Consider the following 22,644-nt stretch of genomic DNA (forward strand, 5'->3'; position numbering starts at 1 on the left):
GTATGAACACGCTTTTTTACAACGATTCGTTTGAGCTTAGTAGGCTTTTGCCATTACACTGAAATCAACAAAGGAGGGCATGTGTTTCCTATCTTATTATTGGCGTTTATTTTCGTCCCGATCATCGAAATCGGCCTATTTATTCAGGTGGGAGGCTTCTTAGGTCTCTGGCCTACGATTGCTTTAGTATTGATTACTGCATTTGTTGGTGCGTCTTTGGTACGTAGCCAAGGCATCCAGACATTGATGTCAGTGCAAGGTCGCTTAGAGCAAGGTGAGCTTCCGGCTCAACAGATTTTTGAAGGTGTGATGCTGGCAGTTGCAGGCGTATTGCTGTTAACACCAGGTTTCATGACCGACGCATTGGGTATGTTGGTGTTGTTGCCAGCACCACGAGCGGCAATTGCCAAATACCTAATGAGCAAGATGGTGGTGAAGACCATGAATGGTGGCGGCTTCCAAGGTGGCTTCTCAAATCAAGGTCCATTTGAGCAAGACCCATTCCGTCGTGACCCATTTGATTCTCAATCGGATAACGGCAACACCTTCGAAGGTGAGTACGAGCGTAAAGACGACAATGATCGTAACAAGCTCAACTGATTCAATTGGTAAGTAAGAAAAGCAAAAGGGCGCATTCAGCGCCCTTTTTAGTATCTGTGATTTGCTGTGCTTACAACGCGCCCTCAAAGCCCATTTGACGCCATGCTTCAAACGCAATAATCGCAACGGCGTTAGAAAGGTTTAGGCTGCGCGCATCCGGCATCATCGGAATGCGAATACGTTGTTCCATTGGCAGGCTATCAATCACGTCCGCAGGCAGACCGCGTGTTTCTGGACCAAACATTAGCACGTCACCTTCTTGGTACTTCGCATCCACATGATGACCTGTGGTTTTTGTCGTGCATGCAAATAGGCGGTAGTTGCCTTGTTTCTCTTTCTCTAAGTATTCCAAGAATGCTTGATAATCTTTATGACGCGTCACGCGAGCCAAATCGTGGTAATCCAAACCTGCACGGCGGACTTTCTTCTCTTCTAGATCGAAACCCAGTGGCTCAATCAGGTGGAGATTCGCACCACAGTTAGCACATAGGCGAATGATGTTGCCGGTGTTCGGCGCGATTTCTGGTTCGTATAGAGCGATATCAAACATGGTATTGAATTAGATTGGTCAAAACAGGCGAGCAGTATATACCCAAGTCACCATGAGAAGCGAGATTCAACACAATGACGGGTAATAGAAGAGGGCAACCACTTCAGCGTGTTGCCCTAATTGAGATAGATTAACTCAGAGCGCGAGCGTAGTTCTCTTCCACTGCGCGCCAGTTGACCACATTCCACCATGCGTCGATGTATTCAGGACGACGGTTTTGGTAGCTGATGTAGTAAGCGTGCTCCCACACATCCAATGCCAGAACGGGTTCACCTTGTACTGCGGCAACGTCCATCAGAGGGTTGTCTTGGTTGCTGGTGGAGGTAATGTGAATCTCACCATCTTTTACGACTAGCCAAGCAAAGCCTGAGCCGAAGGTATTTATAGCCGCTTGTGCGAACTCGTCTTTGAATTTTTCGAAGCTGCCAAACTTATCGTTGATGGCCTCTGCAAGAGCACCTTGAGGCTCACCGCCACCATCTGGTGACATGCAGTTCCAGTAAATGATGTGATTGTAGTAACCGCCGCCATTGTTACGGATAGCTGGGCTGTGTTGAGAAATGCTAGCGAAGATGTCATCGAGGCTTTGGGTCTCGAGAGCGCTGCCTTTGGCGGCAGCCATGAATTTATCGTAATAGGTTTTGTGGTGTTTGCTGTAGTGAACTTCCATGGTTTTCGCATCGATGTAAGGCTCTAACGCATCGTAGCTGTACGGAAGCTCTGGGAAAATGTGCGACATTGTAAATCCTCCTTTATGGAGGATTTACTTTAATGTTAATGAAAATCATTATCAACTTTGATCTTTGTGGGGTTATTTCGTTTCACTGATCAACGGCAGGGTAATGGTGACGCGTAAACCACCCAATGGGCTGCGACTTGCGATAATCGACCCACTGTGCTGACGAATCGCACTGTCGGTGATGGTTAAGCCCAACCCTGTGCCACCAGAATGGCGGTCGCGCGCGGTCGATACACGATAGAACGGACGGAAAATCGCTTCCAATTCTTCTTCTGGTACGCCTTCACCGTTGTCATCCACCACAATGCGTAGCGTATCGAATGAATCCTGAATGTTGATTTTCACTTCGTCTTTGCCGTAGTAAATCGCGTTGCGGATGATGTTCTCAACCGCACTCATCAACAGTTTTGGGTTACCTGAGATACTGCGTTCTGGCACAGCAGAGTAGCTAAGCGTTTTCCCCATTTGTTCGGCTTCGAACTGTGCGTCTTTAATGATCTCTTCCCATAAGCTAGCAATCGGCTGGGTTTCACGCGTCATGTGACTGTTCACTTGCATGCGTGACAACTCAAGCAGTTCGGCAATCATCTGTTCTAAGCGCTGGGCTTCGGTATCAATACGAGTCAGCTCTGGGCTTTCACCTTGTTTACGCGTCGCCAACGCACTTGCCATACGCAGGCGAGTGAGTGGGGAGCGCAGTTCGTGTGAGATATCTGAGAGCAAGCGCTGCTGGCCAGAAATCATTTGATTCACTGCCTCAACCATTTGGTTAAAGCTGGTACCTGCTTGGCGAAACTCCGTAGTGCCTTTTTCCAGATTAGGGTCGATGACAAACTCACCTTTGGCAACGCGCTGTGCCGCGGTTTCTAGTCGTCGAGCTGGTTGGCTCAATGCCCATGCAAGCCACAGCAGTAGCGGTGTGCTCACCAACATGACGGCGAGCAGCAATTGCAATGGGTGATCGAACAGGCGCAACATGATCGGAGGCGGCTCGTTCCATTTGAAACCGACGTACATCAGTAAGTCAGAGTTAGCGATTTTGATCGGGACCGGGCCTGCGATCATGTAGCGGCCGTAGAGTTTTTGTTTAGGCTGCGACTGATCTTCAATGCTGGTGACAAAGTTTTGCAGCGCACGTAGTTTGAAGTCTTTGTGGCTCGATGTGGTTAAGACATTGCCTTCGTGATCAGAAAAGAAGATACGTGGACGCGGATCATGCTTGCTGCGTCGCTGACCTTCGATGCTGAACAAAATCTTGCCGAGGTTATCTTGCTTGCGATACTTCTTCTCAATGCCGTCACGTATGTCAATCATACGCTGATAGTGGTCTTGTGGGATGTCGCGTGCTTTCCGTGGGTCAAGGTGTGGCAATGACAGCACTGCCATCAGAACCAAGAACATGGTGAACCAAAAGATGGCAAAGATGCGTCCATACAAGCTGTTTATCTTCGGCAGTTTGAAGCGTGGTGCTCGCATTAATCCTCCTCAATCAACATGTAGCCGCGCCCTCGTAGGGTTTTAATGCGTGGCTTACCGTTGCTTTGGTCTGGCAATTTTTTACGTAGGTTGGAGACGTGCATATCGATCGCACGGTCAAAGGCAGCAAGGCGTTTACCAAGCACATCAAGGCTGAGGGTTTCTTTCGTCAGCACTTGGCCTGGGTTCTGCACAAAGTGCGTTAACAGTGCAAATTCAGTCGTGGTTAAATCCAATAGAGCTTCTTCACAGTACGCTTCTTGTTTGCCTGGGTAGAGTTTGATTTCTCGATACTCAATGCAATCGCTGTTCTTAGTATTCTTTTGGGTACTAATGGTGCGGCGTAAGATAGCTCGAATACGCGCTAACAGTTCACGGTCGCTAAAAGGCTTTGGTAGGTAATCATCCGCGCCAAGCTCTAGGCCAATCACGCGATCGATCTCTTCACCTTTAGCGGTGAGCATCAATACTGGTGTCTCCCAGTTTTCGCGCAGGCGTTTTAGGGTCTCCATTCCATTGAGTTTTGGCATCATGACGTCAAGCAATACAAGATCGATCTCACTGTTAATAGCCAATAAGCCTGCTTCACCATCATTGGCTTCACTGACTTCGTACCCTTCAAAGCTCAGCACTTCTTTCAGTAGGCTGGTTAGCTCTGTGTCGTCATCAATCAAAAGAATGTTCGCCATTTGAATACCTATTTATCATCGTGGTTGCTTTAATATTACATGGTAATGACGAGGAGGAATGAGTGTAAAAATCACTCTTTACGATTCTTTACGGTCTCTATACGTCGCTTTACCTAGTAGGTCGTATTCTACACTCAAGCGCTGTGAGAACAGCTCAGAAGAATCACTAACCTGTGTAAGGAATCTCATTATGAAAACTGCAAAGAAATTAGTACTAGCGGCTGTTGTTCTACCTCTAACTCTAGGTACAGCGAGTGCATTCGCATTCGGCGGTAAAGACCACAAAGGTCATCGCGGTGAGTGTGGTATGGGTATGGACCGCGGCATCATGCGTCAACTAGACCTAACTGATGCTCAAAAAGACCAGCTAAAAGAAATGCGTGAAGCGAACAAAGCAGAAATGAAAGCGAAATTCGCCGACGGTCACGAAGCTCGCATGGCTGAGCGTCAAGCACACCACGACAAAGTACAAGCACTACTATTGGCGGATAACTTCGACGAAGCAGCGGCAAACGACCTAGCGAAAGAAATGGTTGAGAAGCAAACTGAGCGTCGCGTTAAGATGATGGAGAAAAAGCACCAAATGTTGAGTGTTCTGACTCCTGAGCAAAAAACAAAATTTGTTGAGCTACAAAAAGAGCGTCAACAGAAGTGTGGCGAAAAAATGCAAAAACGCATGGAAAAGCACCACAATAGCTAATCGCTGAAAGATAAAGTAAGAGAGGTAGCCAGAGTGCTGCCTCTTTTTGATCTTGGCGATTTCATACTCATTAAATCATTCTCAAGGTATACTCAAAGCACGGTTTGAGTTAACTATTTGATTATGAAACAGCAATACGCACGTTTAGTGACGATGGCAGCTTGGACGGCAACCATCGTGGCGACGCTTCTTTTGATTGTCAAAGTCATCACGTGGTGGGTGACGGGCTCTGTCAGCTTACTTGCCTCTTTAATTGACTCCATGTTGGATATTGCCGCATCGGTAGTGAACCTTATTGTGGTGCGCTATTCCCTCCAGCCGGCAGATAAAGAACACACCTTCGGGCATGGCAAAGCCGAGTCTTTAGCTGCGTTGGCACAAGCGATGTTTATCTCGGGCTCCGCGGTGTTTTTGATCCTAAACGGTATCGAGCGTTTCTTCCGTCCACAAGATCTGCAATCGCCAGAGCTAGGCGTTTACGTTTCACTGTTTGCTATGGTGATGACATTTGGACTTGTGATGTTCCAAAAGCGTGTAGTGCGCATGACGGGCAGCCAAGCTATTGCTGCTGATTCTCTGCATTACCAAACAGACCTATATATGAACGGTGCCATTATGGTGGCGCTAGGTTTGAGCTATTTTGGGGTAACGCAAGCCGATGCGGTGTTTGCGGTCGGTATCGGTATCTTTATTTTGTACAGCGCGTTCAAGATGGTCAGCGAAGCGATTCAAACATTACTTGATAGAAAGCTGCCTGATGAAGAGCTGGAGCAAATTCGCCAAGAGTGTTTGAAGGTCGAAGGTGTGTTGGGTGTACATCAACTTCGCACTCGCATGTCTGGACCAACGCGTTTTATTCAATTGCATTTAGAGTTGAATGATCATCTACCTTTAATAGAAGCCCATCATATTGCAGATGAAGTGGAAGCGAATTTGTTAGCCTTGTTCCCAGAAGCGGATGTGCTGATCCACCAAGATCCGTTATCGGTGATATTTGGACCAGAGAAAGAGCAAAAAGCACAAGATTGGTAGCGGTCGAAAAATCAGACCAAGCGTGACGACAAATAGACGCTTATTGACTATCTTTCCATCACTACTTGCTAAGAATCGTGATCCTGATGTGAATCAACGAAGTTGCAAAGAGAAACTGTAATACTCTTACATAAGTAGAAAAGTTACATAAAAAAGTGTGTTTTCATTGGTATTCCTGTAGAGGAAATGTAACATAACGCACAGTTCTGGATTATGCAGGTTGCTTGGTAACAAGGGGCCTAAAAGAAAATTAAATAAATTGATTGCCAAAGATCGAGGGTGAGCATGATTAAGAAGATCGGTGTTTTAACAAGTGGCGGTGACGCACCTGGTATGAACGCTGCAGTACGCGGCGTAGTTCGTACAGCACTATCTGAGGGATTGGAAGTTTACGGTGTTTACGATGGCTACCTAGGTCTTTACGAAGACCGCATCGCAAAGCTAGATCGTTCTAGCGTTTCTGATGTGATCAACAAGGGTGGTACATTCCTAGGCTCTGCACGTTTCCCTGAATTCAAGGAAGTGGCAGTACGCGAACAAGCGATTGAGAACCTTAAAAAGCACGGTATCGATGCACTAGTTGTTATCGGTGGTGACGGTTCTTACATGGGTGCTAAGAAACTGACTGAAATGGGTTACCCATGTATCGGTCTACCAGGCACAATCGATAACGACATCGCGGGTACTGATTACACAATCGGTTACCTAACTGCACTAAACACAGTTATCGATGCAATCGACCGTCTACGTGACACGTCTTCTTCTCACCAGCGTATTTCTATCGTAGAAATCATGGGTCGTCACTGTGGTGACCTAACTCTGATGTCTGCAATCGCAGGTGGCTGTGAGTACATCATCACTCCAGAAACTGGTCTAGATAAAGAGAAGCTAATCAGCAACATCCAAGATGGCATCTCTAAAGGTAAAAAACACGCAATCATCGCGCTAACTGAGCTGATGATGGATGCAAACGAACTAGCGAAAGAGATCGAAGCGGCAACTGGTCGTGAAACTCGCGCAACGGTTCTTGGTCACATCCAACGTGGTGGTCGTCCAACAGCATTCGACCGTGTTCTAGCATCTCGCATGGGTAACTACGCTGTTCACCTACTAATGGAAGGCCACGGCGGCCGTTGTGTTGGTATCGTGAAAGAGCAACTGGTTCACCACGACATCATCGATGCGATTGAGAACATGAAGCGTCCAGTACGCAACGACCTATACCAAGTTGCTGAAGAGCTATTCTAAGCCAGCTTGATAAAGTCAAAATCAAAAAAACCGCGGTTATCCGCGGTTTTTTATTATCTGAAATTTGTCCGAGCTGAAGTTTGCTTGAGACAGGCTTTGTGCCGAGTTAAGAACTTGCGTGCTCTGCTAACGTCAGGCGACGCTCGCGCAAGGCAAACAGATAGCCTAACAAGCCGCCCAATGTGTTACCCAGAGCAATACCAATAAATAAACCTTCGATGCTATAAAGCTGACTGCCAATCCATGCCGCTGGCAACGTAAAGACGAACAAGCGCATAAAGCTCCACTGGAAGGCGCGCAGCGGTTTGTGCATCGCGTTATAGCCACTCACCAACATCATCACAATCCCTTGGAAGCCGTAGCTAAATGGCACGACTAAGAGGTAATGCCACAACAGATCTTTTACCGCTGCTTCTTGAGAGAAAAGCGCAGCAAGAGGAATGCTGAGAGGCACCATCATCAAAAAGATAAAGCCTTGGAAGACCACCGCAAAGCGCATGCTCAGGAACCAGCCAGAGAATGCACGAGCAGGGTTATTAGCTCCAAAGTTTTGCGCCATAAACGGGGTGAGTGCAGAGGTCAGCGACATCAGCACTAAAATCAAGATTGATTCAATACGTTGCGCAGCGCCATAAGCCGCGACCGCTGCGGTGCCGTGGCTAGACAAAATCATCATCAGAATCGCGCCCGATAATGGGTTCATGGCGTTCGATAGTGCTGCCGGTGTACCTATTTTTAAGGTTTGTTGCCAGTCTTGTTTGATGAGCGACCAGTGCGGTGCGGCAAGTAGCTTTTCGCGTTTCACCAATACATAGAAAGACCCGCAGAGCGCGCCAAACCAACTGAATGCACTGGCGATAGCTGCGCCCTGAATACCGAGCTCAGGGAAAGGGCCGTAACCAAAGATCAGCAGAGGATCGAGAATGCCGTTGATAAGCCCGGCCAGCATCATGATCTTGGCTGGGGTTTTGGTGTCACCTGTCGCCCTAATAGCGCTATTGCCTGCCATTGGGATCACCAATAGAGGAATGGTCAGATACCAGACCTGCATGTACTGCTCAATCAGTGGAATCGAGTCTTCTTTTGCCCCGAGTAAGCTGAACAGCGGCTCAATAGTAAAGAAACCCAGTGTCGAGGCGATGGTGACTAAAACAACAGCGAGCAGTAAACCATGGCTGGTAAAGCGAGCTGCTTGAGAAGCATGTCCTTGACCAAGCAGGCGGCCGATATTGGTCGACAATCCCATACCAATGCCCATGGTGATGCAGTTCACCGCAAAGGTTACTGGGAAGGTATAACTGATCGCCGCGAGCGCTTCGGTACCCAATAACGAGATGAAGAAGGTATCGACCAAGTTAAACATCAAAATCGCGATCATGCCCATGGTCATGGGTACGGTCATTTTGCGTAAGGTGTCGGGAATGGGGGCGGTCAACAAACCATGTTTGTCTTCGGCCTGGTTGCCCGGCTTATTCTTTTCCAACATTTTTGACGTCTATCTGGTGAGGGAAGGGCAAGGATACAAGAAAGCCATTGCCTCGGCGAGCGAGCATTTCGCACGCAAACCGTTGCTTAGCTGCTGGTTATTTTAACTAAGTCACAAAAATTTCACGTCTACCCCTTGGGATCCTTAGCTTTGCCCTTATATACAGATCACGTGCCCCTGAGCGGGCAATTATCAAATAATCATGGAAATTTTCAGGAGAGACGACCGATGAACATTCGTCCATTACATGACCGAGTTATCGTTGAACGTAAAGAAGTTGAATCTAAGTCAGCTGGTGGCATCGTTTTAACTGGTTCTGCTGCGGAAAAATCGACTCGCGGTGTTGTTCTAGCTGTGGGTAAAGGCCGCATCCTAGAGAACGGCACAGTGCTACCGCTGGACGTTAAAGTTGGTGATACCGTTATCTTCGCTGAAGGTTACGGCACTAAGACTGAGAAGATCGACGGCAAAGAAGTTCTTATCATGTCTGAAAACGACATCATGGCTATTGTCGACTAATAGCAATCGTTGAGTAATTTTTTGCTCTGATTCAAAACGCAATCAAAAACAGAATTTAGAAAGGAAATCAAAGATGGCTGCTAAAGACGTTAAATTTGGTAATGACGCACGAGTTAAAATGCTAGAAGGCGTAAACGTTCTAGCGGACGCAGTGAAAGTAACACTGGGTCCTAAAGGTCGTAACGTAGTTCTAGACAAATCTTTTGGTGCACCAACAATCACTAAAGATGGTGTATCAGTAGCGCGTGAAATTGAGCTGGAAGACAAATTCCAGAACATGGGCGCACAAATGGTTAAAGAAGTTGCGTCTAAAGCAAACGACGCAGCGGGTGACGGTACAACAACAGCAACCGTACTAGCGCAAGCAATCGTAAACGAAGGTCTAAAAGCAGTAGCAGCGGGTATGAACCCAATGGATCTTAAGCGCGGTATCGACAAAGCAGTTATCGCAGCGGTTGAGCAACTAAAAGAGCTATCTGTTGAGTGTAACGACACTAAAGCAATCGCACAGGTTGGTACTATCTCTGCGAACTCTGACTCAAGCGTAGGTAACATCATTGCTGAAGCAATGGAAAAAGTTGGCCGCGACGGTGTTATCACAGTTGAAGAAGGTCAAGCACTACAAGATGAGCTAGACGTAGTAGAAGGTATGCAGTTCGACCGTGGTTACCTATCTCCTTACTTCATCAACAACCAAGAAGCAGGCAGCGTTGATCTAGAAAACCCATTCATCCTTCTGATCGATAAGAAAGTATCGAACATCCGTGAACTTCTTCCAGCACTAGAAGCAGTAGCAAAAGCATCTCGCCCACTACTGATCATCGCTGAAGACGTAGAAGGTGAAGCACTAGCAACACTAGTTGTGAACAACATGCGTGGCATCGTTAAAGTAGCTGCAGTGAAAGCGCCTGGTTTCGGTGACCGTCGTAAAGCAATGCTACAAGACATCGCTATCCTAACTGGCGGTATCGTGATTTCTGAAGAAGTAGGTCTAGAGCTAGAAAAAGTAGCACTAGAAGACCTAGGTCAAGCGAAGCGCGTTGCAATCACAAAAGAAAACACAACCATCATCGATGGCGTGGGTGAAGAAGCAATGATCCAAGGTCGTGTTGCTCAAATCCGTCAGCAAATCGAAGATGCAACTTCAGACTACGACAAAGAGAAACTACAAGAGCGCGTTGCTAAGCTAGCAGGCGGTGTTGCAGTAATCAAAGTTGGTGCAGCAACTGAAGTTGAAATGAAAGAGAAGAAAGACCGCGTAGAAGACGCACTACACGCGACTCGCGCAGCGGTTGAAGAAGGCGTAGTTGCTGGTGGTGGTGTTGCACTAATCCGCGCTGCATCTAAGATTGTTGACCTAGAAGGCGACAACGAAGAGCAAAACGTTGGTATCCGCGTTGCACTACGTGCAATGGAAGCGCCAATCCGTCAAATCACGAAGAACGCAGGTGACGAAGAGTCAGTAGTAGCGAACAACGTGAAAGCGGGTGAAGGTTCTTACGGCTACAACGCAGCGACAGGCGAATACGGCGACATGCTAGAGATGGGTATCCTAGACCCAACTAAAGTAACTCGTAGCGCACTACAATTCGCAGCATCAGTAGCAGGTCTAATGATCACAACTGAAGCGATGGTTACTGACCTACCACAAAAAGACGGCGCAGGTATGCCTGACATGGGTGGTATGGGCGGTATGGGTGGTATGGGCGGCATGATGTAATTTGCTGCTTGTCTTGTCGCTCTAATGCCTTATAGCTGCATCGAAAGTGCTCATTTACGTGTGTAAACTCCGCGCTTTCTCTTTGCTCTAAGACGTTACAGCTTAAAGACAACCGACCAAACCAAACTAGGAAGCCGAGGCGAATGCCTCGGCTTTTTTGTGTCTGTTACTTTGGGGCTGAGCCTTCTGCGTGTAAGTTTGTAGGTTTACTCTTACTTTTTCTTTTTAATCTGATAGTTAGCGAGTAATTATTACGCTTAATTTTTATCAGGTTAATTGGTTTAAAAATACGCAATTGTGTGGCTATTGTGCGCAAACGGTCAGGGAAAATGCAGAAAAATAAGTTTGATGAATCAATTGCTTATTTATTCAAGCGGTTAAATATGACTTCCCGCTAACATTTATTTGGTTAAAATGACGCAAACTTTGAACATTACAGTGTGTTGTAAACACTAAATTCCCCCATGGAGATAAAAATGAAAAAGCTAATGACGTCACTGGCTGTTGCAGCCGTTATCGCTTCACCTGTTGCTCTTGCTGATAGCTCACCAGTTATGTTCTCTACTATCGACAACACTAACGCACCTTCTAACTCTTCTGTTGGCGGTGTTCGTCTTGCGGTTCTTCACGGTCAAGTGAACGAAGTAAAAGGTGTCGATTTCTCTCTACTAGGTATGTCTGAAACAGACCGTACTACTGGTGTGAACTTCGGTCTTTTCTTTGGTGCGTCTAAAGTAAACCATGAAATGAAGGGTGTTTCTCTAGGTCTATTCAACTGGAACCAAGGCCAAACAACGGGTCTTAACCTAGGTGCGGTAAACGTGACTAACAACGTTGAAGGTCTAAACTGGAGTGCTGTGAACTACTCTGAAGGTTACACAATGGCAGACATCGGTCTGGCAAGTATCTCTAAAAAATCTAACTTCCAGCTAGGTTTCTTCAACATGACTGACCAAATCGACGGTGTTCAAATTGGTCTTCTAAACTGTGCGGACAACGGCTTCTTCAAGTGTTTCCCAATCGTGAACTTCGCTAAATAATCAGCGAGCTTCGCCAAAAGTTAAGTCACCTTCCTAACTTAACGCCAGATACAAAAAGACCCCGGCTTGATGTCGGGGTCTTTTTTATTGTGCTTGATTACTTAACTAAACGCGTTGATGTTTTTCGTTGCTGCATTTTCTGGTGCACACCACGGCGCAATGCTTTGACGCGGTTTTCCGCTTTGTCCACACCGAGTAAAACGGTCAGTGCCAATACGGTAATGATGATCGACTGTGATAAGTAACCTAAGCCAATCATCAAGCCTAACCCCGCCAACACCCAAATGACGGCCGCCGAAGTCACGCCGTGAATTTTTCCGTCTTGAGTCATCATCACACCGGCACCTAAAAAGCCGACACCAGTAATGATCTGACCAAGTACACGGGCTTGGTCTAATGTATTTGGCGACAAAGAGACCGCCATCGACATAAATAGGTAAGTACCTGAGATAACTAAAATTGCGGTACGAATACCAACGGGTTTACCGCGAGTTTGACGCTCAATGCCAATCATCAAACCATTGATGGCACAACAAAGCAGCGCAGCCCAACTAAAAGGGCCAAGATCGAAAAGGTGTTCAAAAGTTGCTTGCATCTTAACCTCCAAATTTGCGGAGTATGCATAGATAAGACCGCCTGATCGAACAAAAGCTTTTGCTCGTAACGACAATCTTTATACGGTAAGCAACTTATTCTAGATGCAGATCCAGCGGTGTTTTACTTGGGCGACCGCCAATTTCACGGGTGAGCTTAGGTACTAGGTAGCCAGAAACTCGCGTGATCACACCGCGCATGATTTCTTTGGCTTCTTCATCGGAAACAAAGTAGTGCGCTGCACCTTGGACTTTATCTAAAACGTGCAAGTAGTACGGCAAAATACCAGCATCGAATAATGCTTCGTTTAACGCAACCTGTGCTTCAACGCTATTGTTAACGTCTTTTAGCAGTACACCTTGGTTAAGCAGAGTGACACCAGCTTGCTTTAGCTTCGCCATTTGAGCAGCAAACTCAGCGTTGATTTCGTTGGCGTGGTTAATGTGCGTCACCAATACGATCTGTAGACGAGAAGCGCGAAGTAGGTGGCATAGCTCATCGGTAATACGTGCAGGGATCACCACAGGCAAGCGGCTGTGAATACGCAGGCGTTTGATGTGTGGGATTTTTGCGATGTGTTCAAGTAGCCAGTGAATCTCATCGTCTTTCGCCATCAGAGGATCGCCACCAGAGAAGATCACTTCATTGAGCTCTGGTTGTTGCGCCATATACTCCAAGCACTTCGTCCACGCCTGTTTGCCACTCTTATTCTCTTGATATGGGAAGTGGCGGCGGAAGCAGTAACGGCAATTCACCGCACAACCACCTTTCACGATCATCAATGCGCGATTGCGGTATTTGTGCAGTAATCCAGGCAGCTCGTTGTCTTGCTCTTCCAAAGGATCATTCGAATAGCCTTCATGTACCTCAAACTCTTCGCTCAAAGGTAATACTTGGCGCAAAAGTGGATCGTAAGGATTGCCTTTTTCCATCCTATCGACAAAACTTTGCGGTACACGCTGTGCAAACAGCTTACGCGCAGCGAACCCGTCCTGCCACGGTGAAGGATCGATTTCCAACATTTCCAGCAATTTTGCAGGATCGGAGATCCCATTCGCTAACTGTTTGAGCCAGTTTTGCTCAACAGATTCGACTTTTCGGGTTATTATGTGCGGCATTGAATTTAGCTCTAAGAATGTAAGAGGAAAAAATGGCTACAGTTAGCACCAATGAATTTAAAGGCGGCCTTAAGTTAATGCTTGATAACGAGCCTTGTGTAATTCTGGAAAACGAATACGTTAAACCAGGTAAAGGCCAAGCGTTCAACCGCGTTAAAATTCGTAAACTTCTTTCTGGTAAAGTGCTAGAGAAAACATTCAAGTCTGGTGACACTTGTGAAGTGGCAGACGTAATGGATATCGACCTAGATTATCTATATTCAGACGGCGAATTCTACCACTTTATGAACAACGAAACTTTCGAGCAGATCGCTGCTGACTTGAAAGCGGTTGGTGAAAACGCTAAGTGGTTGGTAGAAAACAACACTTGTATGATCACGCTTTGGAACGGTAACCCAATTACTGTTACTCCACCAAACTTCGTTGAACTAGAAGTTACTGACACAGATCCAGGTCTGAAAGGTGATACTCAAGGTACAGGTGGTAAGCCAGCAACACTATCAACTGGCGCTGTAGTACGTGTACCACTATTCATCGCAATCGGCGAAGTGATCAAAGTTGACACTCGTACTGGTGAATACGTAGGTCGTGTGAAGTAATTCACCTTAGACTTTCTGATTGAAAAGGTCGCTTCGGCGGCCTTTTTTATTGCCTGTCATTTTCCTCTCTTTGATGCCTCTGTGTAAAACATCGATATCTTCCGCAAATTTCTGATGATTTTGTATTATTCGCAAAAATCTTATTTATTTCATGAATCTTTCGATTATTTCTTAATGTAACAATTTGATACATTAGTCCTCGTTGTCAGCGAGTTGCATAGCAATTTGATTTTTATCGATTTAACTCAATGACAATCCAAAAAGGAGAACAAAATGGAAAGCAGAGGCTTAGGACGAGGTTTAAAGGTGGAAGAGAGACGTCAGTTACTACATAAAGGATTGAAAGCAGCCGTATTTGGTATTCCGCTGCTGGCAATAGGCTTAACGATTAACAGCTCAGTGCTGATGACCGATGCGGGTTACAGCTATGTGCATCAGAACAACATCACTGGTGAATTGGACGTATTCACAGAGCCGGGCATTCACTTTCGTATGCCGTTTCTGTCCAAGATTACCAAGTATGACCAAGTGATCACCGTGTCATTTGGTAACAGCAAGGGCGAAGATTTTTATCAACGCCTTGATGCGATTCAGGTTCGCTTTGCCGATACCTACATTGGTCAGATCCCAGTGACATTCCGCTTCAAACTGAGTAATGACCCTGAAGCGGTTAAGAAGATGCATAAAGAGTTCCGCAACAACAGTAACCTAATTGATGCATTGTTGGTGAAGAACGCACGTAACGTGACAGTGATTACCGCGACTCAATACACAGGTGAAGAGTTTTTCCAAGGCGGCTTGAACCAGTTCAAATCCAAATTGGGTGACCAACTGCGTGAAGGTATTTATCTGACTGAGCGTCGTCAGGTAGAAGTGGAAGAGCTAGACCTAGCTCCGGTTGGTGCGAATCAGTCGAACGCGAACCAGCTGCAACGTACTAACCAACTGGTTTGGAAGACGGTGCCGGTAGTGGACAACACAGGCCAACCAATCCGACAGGATAACCCTCTACAGCAATACGGTATTCAAGTGACGCAGGTTACCATCGGTGACCCGCAACCAGAGAAACAACTTGATCAATTGCTGGCAGATAAAAAGCGCTTAGTAGCAGACCGTATCCGTGCGATTCAGGAGCAAGAGACCTCGAAAGCACAAGCAGAGACTGAGCAGTTACGTAAAGAGATTCAACGTACCCGTGAAGTACAAGATGCTCAACGTAGTAAAGAGCTTGCGATCATCGCTCAGCAAAAAGAAGTCGAAGTTGCACGTCAAATTGCGGAGCGTGAAATCGTCGAGGTTGAGAAAACCAAGCGACTGGCTGAGGTGGAAAAAGAGAAAGAGTTAGCGATTGCAGAAGCGAACCTAGCGATTCAAAAAGCCAATGCTCTATCAGCGGAATTTGAAGCAAAAGCGATTCTTGAAAAAGGCCGTGCAGAAGCGGAAGTCTTGAAAGCGAAGTACGCAGCACTGGGTGCAAACCGAGAAGTGTACTTGGCAGAGTTGAACCGAGATGTGGCGAACTCGTTGTACAACAACCTGCAAAACTTCCAAGTGCAGATGCCACAAAACTACATCGGTGGTGGTGACGAAACGGGTCTGAAAACTAACCTCGATGTGATTACTGGCTTTGGTGCGTTGGGCTTAATGGACCAAACCAAGAAGGTCACACAGCAATAAGATCATGGGTGGTCAAAAGCTAAAAAAGCAAAAAGATCATGGGTGACCGAAAGCTCTGGTAGCTGTACAAATCAGAGTAATGCAGAGGCTGATACGTGTTATCAGCCTCTCTTTTTTGTTGGTGAAATACGGCTGAATATTTGCGCTTTATCTCAATATCACATTGATTTTATGAAGATAAAAAGGCGAGGGCGAAATTTGTGGCTATAGTGAATCAACACCCAACAAGCGCAAGGAAGCACTATGTCGACTCAAGAGCAACACCATCCACTCAATGATTATGTCGAATACCCTCCGCAAGAAATGGCAGCAAGAGCTGTACACAACTTTGAGCAACTTCAGCGCCGTCATTCGATTCGAAGTTTCTCTGATCGCCCAGTAGCGAAAGAAGTCATTGAGCACTGCATTCGAGCAGCGGGTACGGCACCTAGTGGGGCAAACCATCAACCTTGGCATTTTGTTGCGATTAACAGTGCAGAAGTGAAAGGGCAGATCCGTCAAGCCGCTGAAGAACTAGAACGTTCTTTCTATGAAGGTCGAGCAGGGCAAGAATGGTTAGATGCACTGAAGCCACTTGGCACGAATGCCAGTAAGCCGTATTTGGAAAAAGCGCCGTGGCTGATCGCGGTGTTTTCGCAAAAGAAAGGCGGTATGAGCAACGATGGGGAACAAACCAACTATTACGTGCACGAGTCAGTCGGGATTGCGACGGGCTTTTTGCTTCAAGCATTACATAACGCCGGTTTGGGTACCTTGACGCACACGCCAAAGCCGATGAGTTTCTTGAGCAAGATTTGTGGGCGAGACAACGATGTTGACCGTCCGTACATGTTGATTGTGACCGGTTATCCGGAAGAAGATGCGACCATTCCAGAGCATGCGATGCACAAAAAGTCGTTGGATGAAATCGCGACCTTTATTGAATAGTGCCTGAAACGAATAGCATTGACGATAAACACAAATAGCAGGCAATAAAAAAGCTGGCGAGGTGCCAGCTTTTTTCATTTCCGTCGGTCTCTTAAATCATGAAGATAAAGATAACGGCTAGTGCAGAGATAAGACCTGCAAACGCGTAACATGCAATTTTACCTACCACACCTGTGTGGAATTTAAGGTCGTGCATGCCGTGGTGTACACGGTGCATTGCATGCCACATTGGCAATGCTAGCGTACCGATGATAAACAGTGCGCCAATGATGCTAGTCGCGAATTCAGATACGCGCTCGTAGCTCATTGCTTCTGCATCAATCACACCTAGTGGAACTAGGATGCCCAGTACGAGTACCGTGATTGGCGTGATCATCGCAAACCAAGTACCACCGGCACCAAATAGACCCCACCAGATTGGCTCATCAGAACGTTTCGGTGCTGTATTAACACTATAATTCGGTTTCATTACTCAAGCTCCTTACATCACGATGAGAACGATCAGTGAGATGAACGCTACCGCTGCCCACTGAGTCAGAACGATGATCTTCTTATCCACTGGTTTGCCTTTCAGACGAATTGGCATTACCTGTGGCATCATGCTGAAGAAAGTTTGTGCGTGGAATAGGCTACCTAGCAGCGCAACGATGTTGATCGCTACCACGATAGGGTTTGCCATGAATTCCAACCAACCTTGCCAAGCTTCTGGGCCTTTCACTAATGAACCTAGACCGAAAGTCAGGAAGATAGTGAATAGAATCAGAGGAAGTACCGTTGCTTCACGTACCATGTAGAAGCGATAGAAAGGATGGTTCTTCCACCATGTGCGTTTTATTTCACGAACGTAAGGTTTACGGTTGCTCATCCTTATGCCTCCACTTTCTTTGGTGAACCATCAGGTTTCAACATCGCAATCACGAAGTCCATAGAAGACTCCACTTTGCCTTGGTTTACTGCCGCTGCTGGGTCAACGTTCTTCGGACAAACTTCAGAACAGTAACCTACGAATGTACAACCCCAAGCGCCGTTTTCACCATTGATCAGCTTCATACGCTCATCTTTACCGTTGTCACGGCTGTCTAGGTTGTAACGGTGTGCCAGAGTCAGTGCTGCAGGACCAATGAACTCAGGGTTCAAACCGAACTGAGGACAGGCTGCGTAGCAAAGACCACAGTTGATACAGCCAGCAAACTGCTTGTATTTCGCCATTTGCTCTGGTGTTTGTAGGTTTGTGCCGTCTTCTGGTTTGCGGTCGTTACCAATGATGTAAGGTTTGATCGCTTCTAGGCGCTCGATGAACGGTGTCATGTCCACGATCAAGTCTTTCTCGATTGGGAAGTTTGCTAGAGGTTCGATAGTTACGCCATTCGGGTAATCACGTAGGAAGCTCTTACAAGCAAGCTTAGGCACGTTGTTTACCATGATGCCGCAAGAACCACAGATCGCCATACGACAAGACCAACGGTAAGACAGATCTTTATCTAGGTGATCTTTGATGTAGCCAAGTGCATCAAGTACAGACATGGTTTCATCAAATGGAACTTCGAATGTTTGCGTGTATGGTTCCGCGTCCTTCTCAGGGTCGTAACGCAGAATGTCTACTTTTTGAATGCGGTTTGCTGACATTATGCTTGCTCCTCTGCGCTCTTCGCTTCTGCTTCAGCGGCTTTTTCAGCTGCTGCAGCTTTCTCTGCCGCTTCACCGTATAGGCGCGCTTTAGGCTGAGATTTAGTGATCTTCACGTTGCTGTAGTCGATGCTTGGTGCTGCATCTTCTTTGAAGAAAGCAAGCGAGTGTTTCAGGAAGTTCACGTCGTCACGCTCTGTACAACCGTCGTCTAGACGTTGGTGCGCACCACGAGATTCTTTACGTAGGATAGCAGAGTGAACCATCGCTTCTGCGACTTCTAGGCCATAACCCACTTCGATAGCGTATAGAAGGTCAGTGTTGAACACTTTACCTTTATCTTTGATGCTGATTTTCTTGTAACGAGCTTTCAGCTCAGTGATCTTCTCAATCGTTGCTTGCATCAAATCTTCTTGGCGGTAGATACCACAACCCGCTTCCATGGTGTGACCCATTTCAGTACGGATATCTGCCCAGTTTTCTTCGCCTTCTTGGCTCATTAGAGCAGCAATGCGATCTTCTACAGCTTTCACTTGAGTCGCGATAGACTCTTCGTTCCAACCTTTGAATTCTGCCGCGCGTTTCACCGCTTGTTCACCCGCAACGCGACCGAATACTACGAACTCAGCCAGCGAGTTAGAACCTAGACGGTTTGCACCGTGAAGACCAACAGACGCACATTCGCCAACCGCGAATAGACCTTTAATGCGAGTCTCACATTCGCCGTTGGTTTCAATACCACCCATGGTGTAGTGAACCGTTGGACGAATTGGAATTGGCTCTTTTGCAGGGTCAACGTTCACGTAAGCTTTCGCTAGCTCACAGATGAACGGTAGACGCTCTTGTAGGTACTCTTCACCTAGGTGGCGAAGGTCTAGATGCACCACATCGCCAAGAGGGTGTTTGATGGTGTTGCCTTTCTGTTGTTCGTGCCAGAAAGCTTGAGAAACTTTGTCACGTGGACCCAGTTCCATGTATTTGTTTTTAGGTTGACCCACTGGAGTCTCTGGGCCCATGCCGTAGTCTTGTAGGTAACGGTAGCCGTCTTTATTGACGATGATACCGCCTTCACCACGACAACCTTCAGTCATCAGGATACCCGTGCCAGGAAGACCTGTTGGGTGGTACTGAACGAATTCCATATCACGTAGAGGAACGCCGTGACGGTAAGCCATCGCCATGCCGTCGCCCGTTACGATACCGCCGTTGGTGTTACAGTGGTAAACGCGACCTGCGCCACCTGTTGCTAGTACGACAGACTTCGCTTTAATCGTAACTAGTTCACCTTCAGACATGTGGATTGCAATCAGACCTTGTACTTCACCTTCATCAACAAGCAAGTCGACAACAAAGTACTCATCAAAGCGCTTGATGTTGTCGTACTTCATCGACGTCTGGAATAGCGTGTGAAGCATGTGGAAGCCAGTTTTATCTGCAGCGAACCAAGTACGTTCAACCTTCATACCACCAAAGCGGCGTACGTTGACTTCACCGTTCTCTTTACGACTCCATGGGCAACCCCATTGCTCCATTTGGATCATTTCGCGAGTCGCGTTCTCTACAAAGTATTCAACAACGTCCTGTTCACATAGCCAGTCACCACCGCCAACAGTGTCGTTGAAGTGGTTGTCTAAGCTATCTTCATCCTTGATAACTGCTGCTGAGCCACCTTCTGCAGCAACCGTATGGGAGCGCATTGGGTAAACTTTAGAAATAAGCGCTACTTCTAAGTCCGGGTTTGCTTCAGCCGCTGCAATAGCAGTACGAAGACCAGCGCCGCCTGCGCCGATGACTGCGATATCTGTGGTGATAGTTTGCACAGTTATCCTCCAGTGTGTGATTGCGGAAATCCGCTTGTTATTGTGAGTGTGAGGGCACCGTTTTTAGGCTATCCCTCAAAAGTAGTAGGGTTAGTGTAGGGGAGCCTTATGGCAGAAAAATTGATGTATTTGGGTTTTTTCTCCGGTAATGCACACGAGAGCATAGAAATTCTAGGTTATGTGACTGCTATCACGGCACGAAACAGTTGAAGGATAAACGTAAAGCTGCTCAATGTTACACAGGTGTTGCACGACATTACCCTCATTGATAATAGGGTAAGTTGTGAGTGTTTTTTGTACTGTAGAACGTGGAATGCTTGCTTCAATTCTGATCGAGTTTTATTCGTATTTAGACCAATACAATTAAGATGAATCCCCCCTCGCCGAGCTAGGCAAAGCGTGACAAAATTGCTATTTTCCTCGCTCACTTATGTATTGAGAGTCTTGTTATGCAAACGACCTGGCAACCTACTGCTTCTATGGAACAACTTCGTCAACGTGCCGCGTTGATCACCGCTATTCGTCAATTCTTTGCCGAGCGACAGGTGATGGAAGTCGACACGCCAGCCATGAGTCACGCCACTGTGACCGACATTCATTTGCATACTTTCCAGACCGAGTTTGTTGGCCCAGGTTATGCCGATGGCAGCAAGCTGTTTTTTATGACTAGCCCTGAATTCCATATGAAGCGCTTACTAGCGGCAGGCAGTGGTTGTATCTACCAAATCAACAAAGCGTTTCGTAATGAAGAGAATGGTCGTCACCACAATCCTGAATTCACCATGTTGGAGTGGTACCGCATCGGCTTTGATCACCACAAGCTGATGGACGAAATGGACGATCTGCTGCAACTGGTATTGAAGTGCGGCGCTGCTGAACGAATGACTTACCAGCAAGCCTTTATTGACGTGCTTGGCGTGTGCCCATTAGAAGGCTCTATGCAAGAGCTAAAAGTGGTCGCGGCTAAGCTAGGGCTAAGTGATATTGCTGAGCCTGAGGAGGATCGCGATACCTTGCTGCAACTACTTTTCAGTATTGGTGTCGAAGCTAAGATTGGCCAGCAAGTGCCTGCATTTGTTTATGACTTCCCTGCATCGCAAGCCGCATTAGCGAAGATTAATCCACAAGACAATCGCGTTGCTGATCGCTTTGAGGTGTACTTCAAAGGTATTGAGTTAGCGAACGGTTTCCACGAGCTAGATAACCCGAAAGAGCAATTGGCGCGCTTTGAACAAGATAACGCTAAGCGTCTTGAAATGGGTTTGAAGTCACAGCCGATCGATTATCATCTGATTGGCGCGTTAGAAGCAGGCTTGCCAGATTGTGCAGGCGTGGCGCTCGGCGTTGATCGCTTGATTATGTTGGCTCTTGGTTGTGACCATATTGACCAAGTGACTGCTTTCCCATTCCCAATTGCTTAAGGATTGACGATGAACCTGACCGCTGCACGTTTGGTGCTACTGAGTTACGCGACATTAATTGCTTACCTATCTTTGAGCTCTGGAGAGTTGCAAGATTGGGGGGATATTGCGTACTTAGATAAGATGCAGCACGCGATGGCGTACAGTGGTTTTGGCTTCTTGGGCTGTTTCTGTGTCGCAAGCTGGCGTCAGCGTTGGATGGTGGCTCTGAGCATTCTGTTATTCAGCGCTGTGATTGAAGTTTTACAAGGTTATGTGGGGCGCCAAACCTCATGGCACGACTTGATTGCGAACTCGATTGGCATTCTAACTGGTCTGCTATGTTACCGTATTTGGAGCCTCTATCGACCTAGGTTGGTGAAGTCGCTATACTCGATTCGATAATGAAGAGGGAATACGATAACCATGAAAACGCGCGACAAAATCGTTTATGCCGCACTGGAGTTGTTTAACCAACATGGTGAGCGCAATATCACAACCAACCACATTGCTGACCATATTGAAATTAGCCCAGGCAATCTTTACTACCACTTCCGCAACAAACAAGAAATCGTGCGTGAGATTTTCGCGCTTTACTCTGCGGAACTGCTAGAACGCTTTACTCCAATTCAAGGTTCTCAAGAGAGCCTGACCATGCTGAAAAGCTACCTCGATTCAATCTTCACTTTGATGTGGAAGTACCGTTTTTTCTACGCGAACCTGCCAGAAATCCTTTCTCGAGATGAGCAACTGCATGATGAATACATTGATGTTCAAGAGAAGCTGCAAGCCAACTTGATTGCGATCATGCAAGAGTTTGTGTCGCTGAAGTTGTTGAATGTCGACCAAGAGCAGTTGAAATCACTAGTTTGCACGCTGCACCTTATTGCGTGTAGTTGGTTAGCTTACCAATCGGCGATGTCATCAAAGACCGATATTACCGAGCTAATGGTGAAACAAGGCATGTTGCAGATGCTTAACGTGGTGAAACCCGTGGCGACCGAGCAGGGCATGGAACAGTTGCTTTTGCTTGAAGAAGCAGTGAGTCGTCTGCACAGTTAATACTATTTTCCCTCCTTATTCA

The 22,644-nt window shown here is 46.8% G+C and carries 24 protein-coding genes; 13 read left to right on the top strand and 11 right to left on the bottom strand.

What is annotated here, in order from left to right:
• Window positions 1-81 precede the first annotated feature (81 nt).
• Window positions 82-600: an FxsA family protein gene (locus A9237_RS09370; RefSeq protein WP_005448278.1), complete on the top strand. Its 519-nt coding sequence runs from the start codon at window positions 82-84 to the stop codon at window positions 598-600.
• Window positions 601-670: 70 nt separating this feature from the next.
• Here A9237_RS09370 and trmL read toward each other — a convergent pair whose 3' ends face one another.
• The 4 genes from trmL to A9237_RS09390 all read right to left on the bottom strand — a co-directional run bounded on the left by trmL (window position 671) and on the right by A9237_RS09390 (window position 4,054).
• Window positions 671-1,150, bottom strand: a complete 480-nt coding sequence (gene trmL, locus A9237_RS09375; RefSeq protein WP_005440442.1) for a tRNA (uridine(34)/cytosine(34)/5-carboxymethylaminomethyluridine(34)-2'-O)-methyltransferase TrmL — start codon at window positions 1,148-1,150, stop codon at window positions 671-673.
• A gap of 130 nt (window positions 1,151-1,280) precedes the next feature.
• Window positions 1,281-1,889 (bottom strand): superoxide dismutase, encoded by a 609-nt coding sequence (locus tag A9237_RS09380; RefSeq protein ID WP_078608071.1) that lies wholly within the window; start codon window positions 1,887-1,889, stop codon window positions 1,281-1,283.
• 72 nt (window positions 1,890-1,961) lie between these two features.
• A complete protein-coding gene (cpxA, locus tag A9237_RS09385; RefSeq protein WP_078608072.1) occupies window positions 1,962-3,365 on the bottom strand; it encodes an envelope stress sensor histidine kinase CpxA in 1,404 nt (467 codons plus the stop codon).
• Entirely contained in the window at window positions 3,365-4,054 is a 690-nt protein-coding gene (locus tag A9237_RS09390; RefSeq protein WP_078608073.1) for a response regulator, read from the bottom strand. The genes cpxA and A9237_RS09390 overlap by 1 nt, the downstream gene beginning before the upstream one ends.
• A 190-nt stretch (window positions 4,055-4,244) precedes the next feature.
• Between A9237_RS09390 and A9237_RS09395 the strand changes: the two genes are divergently transcribed.
• The 3 genes from A9237_RS09395 to pfkA all read left to right on the top strand — a co-directional run bounded on the left by A9237_RS09395 (window position 4,245) and on the right by pfkA (window position 7,034).
• A complete protein-coding gene (locus tag A9237_RS09395) occupies window positions 4,245-4,754 on the top strand; it encodes a CpxP family protein (protein WP_005440450.1) in 510 nt (169 codons plus the stop codon).
• 123 nt (window positions 4,755-4,877) lie between these two features.
• A complete protein-coding gene (gene fieF / locus A9237_RS09400) occupies window positions 4,878-5,786 on the top strand; it encodes a CDF family cation-efflux transporter FieF (RefSeq protein ID WP_041060881.1) in 909 nt (302 codons plus the stop codon).
• Window positions 5,787-6,071: 285 nt separating this feature from the next.
• Window positions 6,072-7,034: a 6-phosphofructokinase gene (gene pfkA / locus A9237_RS09405; protein ID WP_005440457.1), complete on the top strand. Its 963-nt coding sequence runs from the start codon at window positions 6,072-6,074 to the stop codon at window positions 7,032-7,034.
• A 106-nt stretch (window positions 7,035-7,140) separates the two neighbouring features.
• On the opposite strand, the gene A9237_RS09410 is transcribed toward pfkA, so the two are convergent.
• Complete coding sequence (locus tag A9237_RS09410) at window positions 7,141-8,520, bottom strand: MATE family efflux transporter (protein ID WP_078608074.1); 1,380 nt, start codon at window positions 8,518-8,520, stop codon at window positions 7,141-7,143.
• 228 nt (window positions 8,521-8,748) lie between these two features.
• Here A9237_RS09410 and A9237_RS09415 point away from each other — a divergent pair, with 228 nt between their 5' ends.
• The 3 genes from A9237_RS09415 (at window position 8,749) to A9237_RS09425 (ending at window position 11,799) form a co-directional block, all read left to right on the top strand.
• Window positions 8,749-9,039, top strand: coding sequence for a co-chaperone GroES (locus tag A9237_RS09415; RefSeq protein WP_005440461.1), 291 nt, complete (start codon window positions 8,749-8,751; stop codon window positions 9,037-9,039).
• A gap of 73 nt (window positions 9,040-9,112) precedes the next feature.
• Entirely contained in the window at window positions 9,113-10,759 is a 1,647-nt protein-coding gene (gene groL, locus A9237_RS09420; protein WP_005440463.1) for a chaperonin GroEL, read from the top strand.
• Window positions 10,760-11,235: 476 nt separating this feature from the next.
• The gene (locus A9237_RS09425) at window positions 11,236-11,799 is read left to right on the top strand and encodes a VC2662 family protein (protein ID WP_078608075.1); all 564 of its coding nucleotides are present in this window, start codon (window positions 11,236-11,238) and stop codon (window positions 11,797-11,799) included.
• A gap of 97 nt (window positions 11,800-11,896) precedes the next feature.
• On the opposite strand, the gene A9237_RS09430 is transcribed toward A9237_RS09425, so the two are convergent.
• Both A9237_RS09430 and epmB read right to left on the bottom strand, forming a co-directional pair.
• Window positions 11,897-12,394: an MgtC/SapB family protein gene (locus A9237_RS09430; RefSeq protein WP_005440468.1), complete on the bottom strand. Its 498-nt coding sequence runs from the start codon at window positions 12,392-12,394 to the stop codon at window positions 11,897-11,899.
• A 94-nt stretch (window positions 12,395-12,488) separates the two neighbouring features.
• Window positions 12,489-13,511 carry an EF-P beta-lysylation protein EpmB gene (gene epmB, locus A9237_RS09435; protein ID WP_045417455.1) on the bottom strand — a complete coding sequence of 341 codons (1,023 nt, stop codon included), beginning with the start codon at window positions 13,509-13,511 and terminating at the stop codon, window positions 12,489-12,491.
• A gap of 32 nt (window positions 13,512-13,543) precedes the next feature.
• Between epmB and efp the strand changes: the two genes are divergently transcribed.
• The 3 genes from efp to A9237_RS09450 all read left to right on the top strand — a co-directional run bounded on the left by efp (window position 13,544) and on the right by A9237_RS09450 (window position 16,714).
• Window positions 13,544-14,110 (top strand): elongation factor P, encoded by a 567-nt coding sequence (gene efp, locus A9237_RS09440; protein ID WP_005440472.1) that lies wholly within the window; start codon window positions 13,544-13,546, stop codon window positions 14,108-14,110.
• Between the two features lie 273 nt (window positions 14,111-14,383).
• Window positions 14,384-15,787: an SPFH domain-containing protein gene (locus tag A9237_RS09445; RefSeq protein ID WP_041060873.1), complete on the top strand. Its 1,404-nt coding sequence runs from the start codon at window positions 14,384-14,386 to the stop codon at window positions 15,785-15,787.
• A gap of 243 nt (window positions 15,788-16,030) precedes the next feature.
• Window positions 16,031-16,714, top strand: coding sequence for a nitroreductase family protein (locus A9237_RS09450; RefSeq protein WP_078608076.1), 684 nt, complete (start codon window positions 16,031-16,033; stop codon window positions 16,712-16,714).
• A gap of 91 nt (window positions 16,715-16,805) precedes the next feature.
• Here A9237_RS09450 and frdD read toward each other — a convergent pair whose 3' ends face one another.
• From frdD to frdA, 4 genes are read right to left on the bottom strand one after another with little or no spacing between them, the layout of a single operon-like run.
• Entirely contained in the window at window positions 16,806-17,183 is a 378-nt protein-coding gene (frdD, locus tag A9237_RS09455) for a fumarate reductase subunit FrdD (protein ID WP_005440479.1), read from the bottom strand.
• A gap of 12 nt (window positions 17,184-17,195) precedes the next feature.
• On the bottom strand, window positions 17,196-17,579 hold the full coding sequence (gene frdC / locus A9237_RS09460; RefSeq protein ID WP_005440480.1) for a fumarate reductase subunit FrdC: 384 nt from the start codon (window positions 17,577-17,579) through the stop codon (window positions 17,196-17,198).
• A gap of 2 nt (window positions 17,580-17,581) precedes the next feature.
• A complete protein-coding gene (locus A9237_RS09465) occupies window positions 17,582-18,340 on the bottom strand; it encodes a succinate dehydrogenase/fumarate reductase iron-sulfur subunit (protein WP_005440483.1) in 759 nt (252 codons plus the stop codon).
• Entirely contained in the window at window positions 18,340-20,160 is a 1,821-nt protein-coding gene (gene frdA / locus A9237_RS09470; RefSeq protein WP_078608077.1) for a fumarate reductase (quinol) flavoprotein subunit, read from the bottom strand. The genes A9237_RS09465 and frdA overlap by 1 nt, the downstream gene beginning before the upstream one ends.
• Before the next feature lie 449 nt (window positions 20,161-20,609).
• Between frdA and epmA the strand changes: the two genes are divergently transcribed.
• Genes epmA through A9237_RS09485 form a run of 3 tightly spaced genes read left to right on the top strand, consistent with a single transcriptional unit; the run spans window position 20,610 to window position 22,622 of the window.
• Window positions 20,610-21,581 (top strand): elongation factor P--(R)-beta-lysine ligase, encoded by a 972-nt coding sequence (epmA, locus tag A9237_RS09475; protein ID WP_078608078.1) that lies wholly within the window; start codon window positions 20,610-20,612, stop codon window positions 21,579-21,581.
• A gap of 9 nt (window positions 21,582-21,590) precedes the next feature.
• A complete protein-coding gene (locus A9237_RS09480) occupies window positions 21,591-21,965 on the top strand; it encodes a VanZ family protein (protein ID WP_078608079.1) in 375 nt (124 codons plus the stop codon).
• A gap of 21 nt (window positions 21,966-21,986) precedes the next feature.
• Entirely contained in the window at window positions 21,987-22,622 is a 636-nt protein-coding gene (locus A9237_RS09485) for a TetR/AcrR family transcriptional regulator (protein ID WP_005440488.1), read from the top strand.
• The last annotated feature ends 22 nt before the right edge of the window (window positions 22,623-22,644 follow it).

This window comes from Vibrio owensii (genome assembly GCF_002021755.1).
Lineage (GTDB): Bacteria > Pseudomonadota > Gammaproteobacteria > Enterobacterales > Vibrionaceae > Vibrio > Vibrio owensii.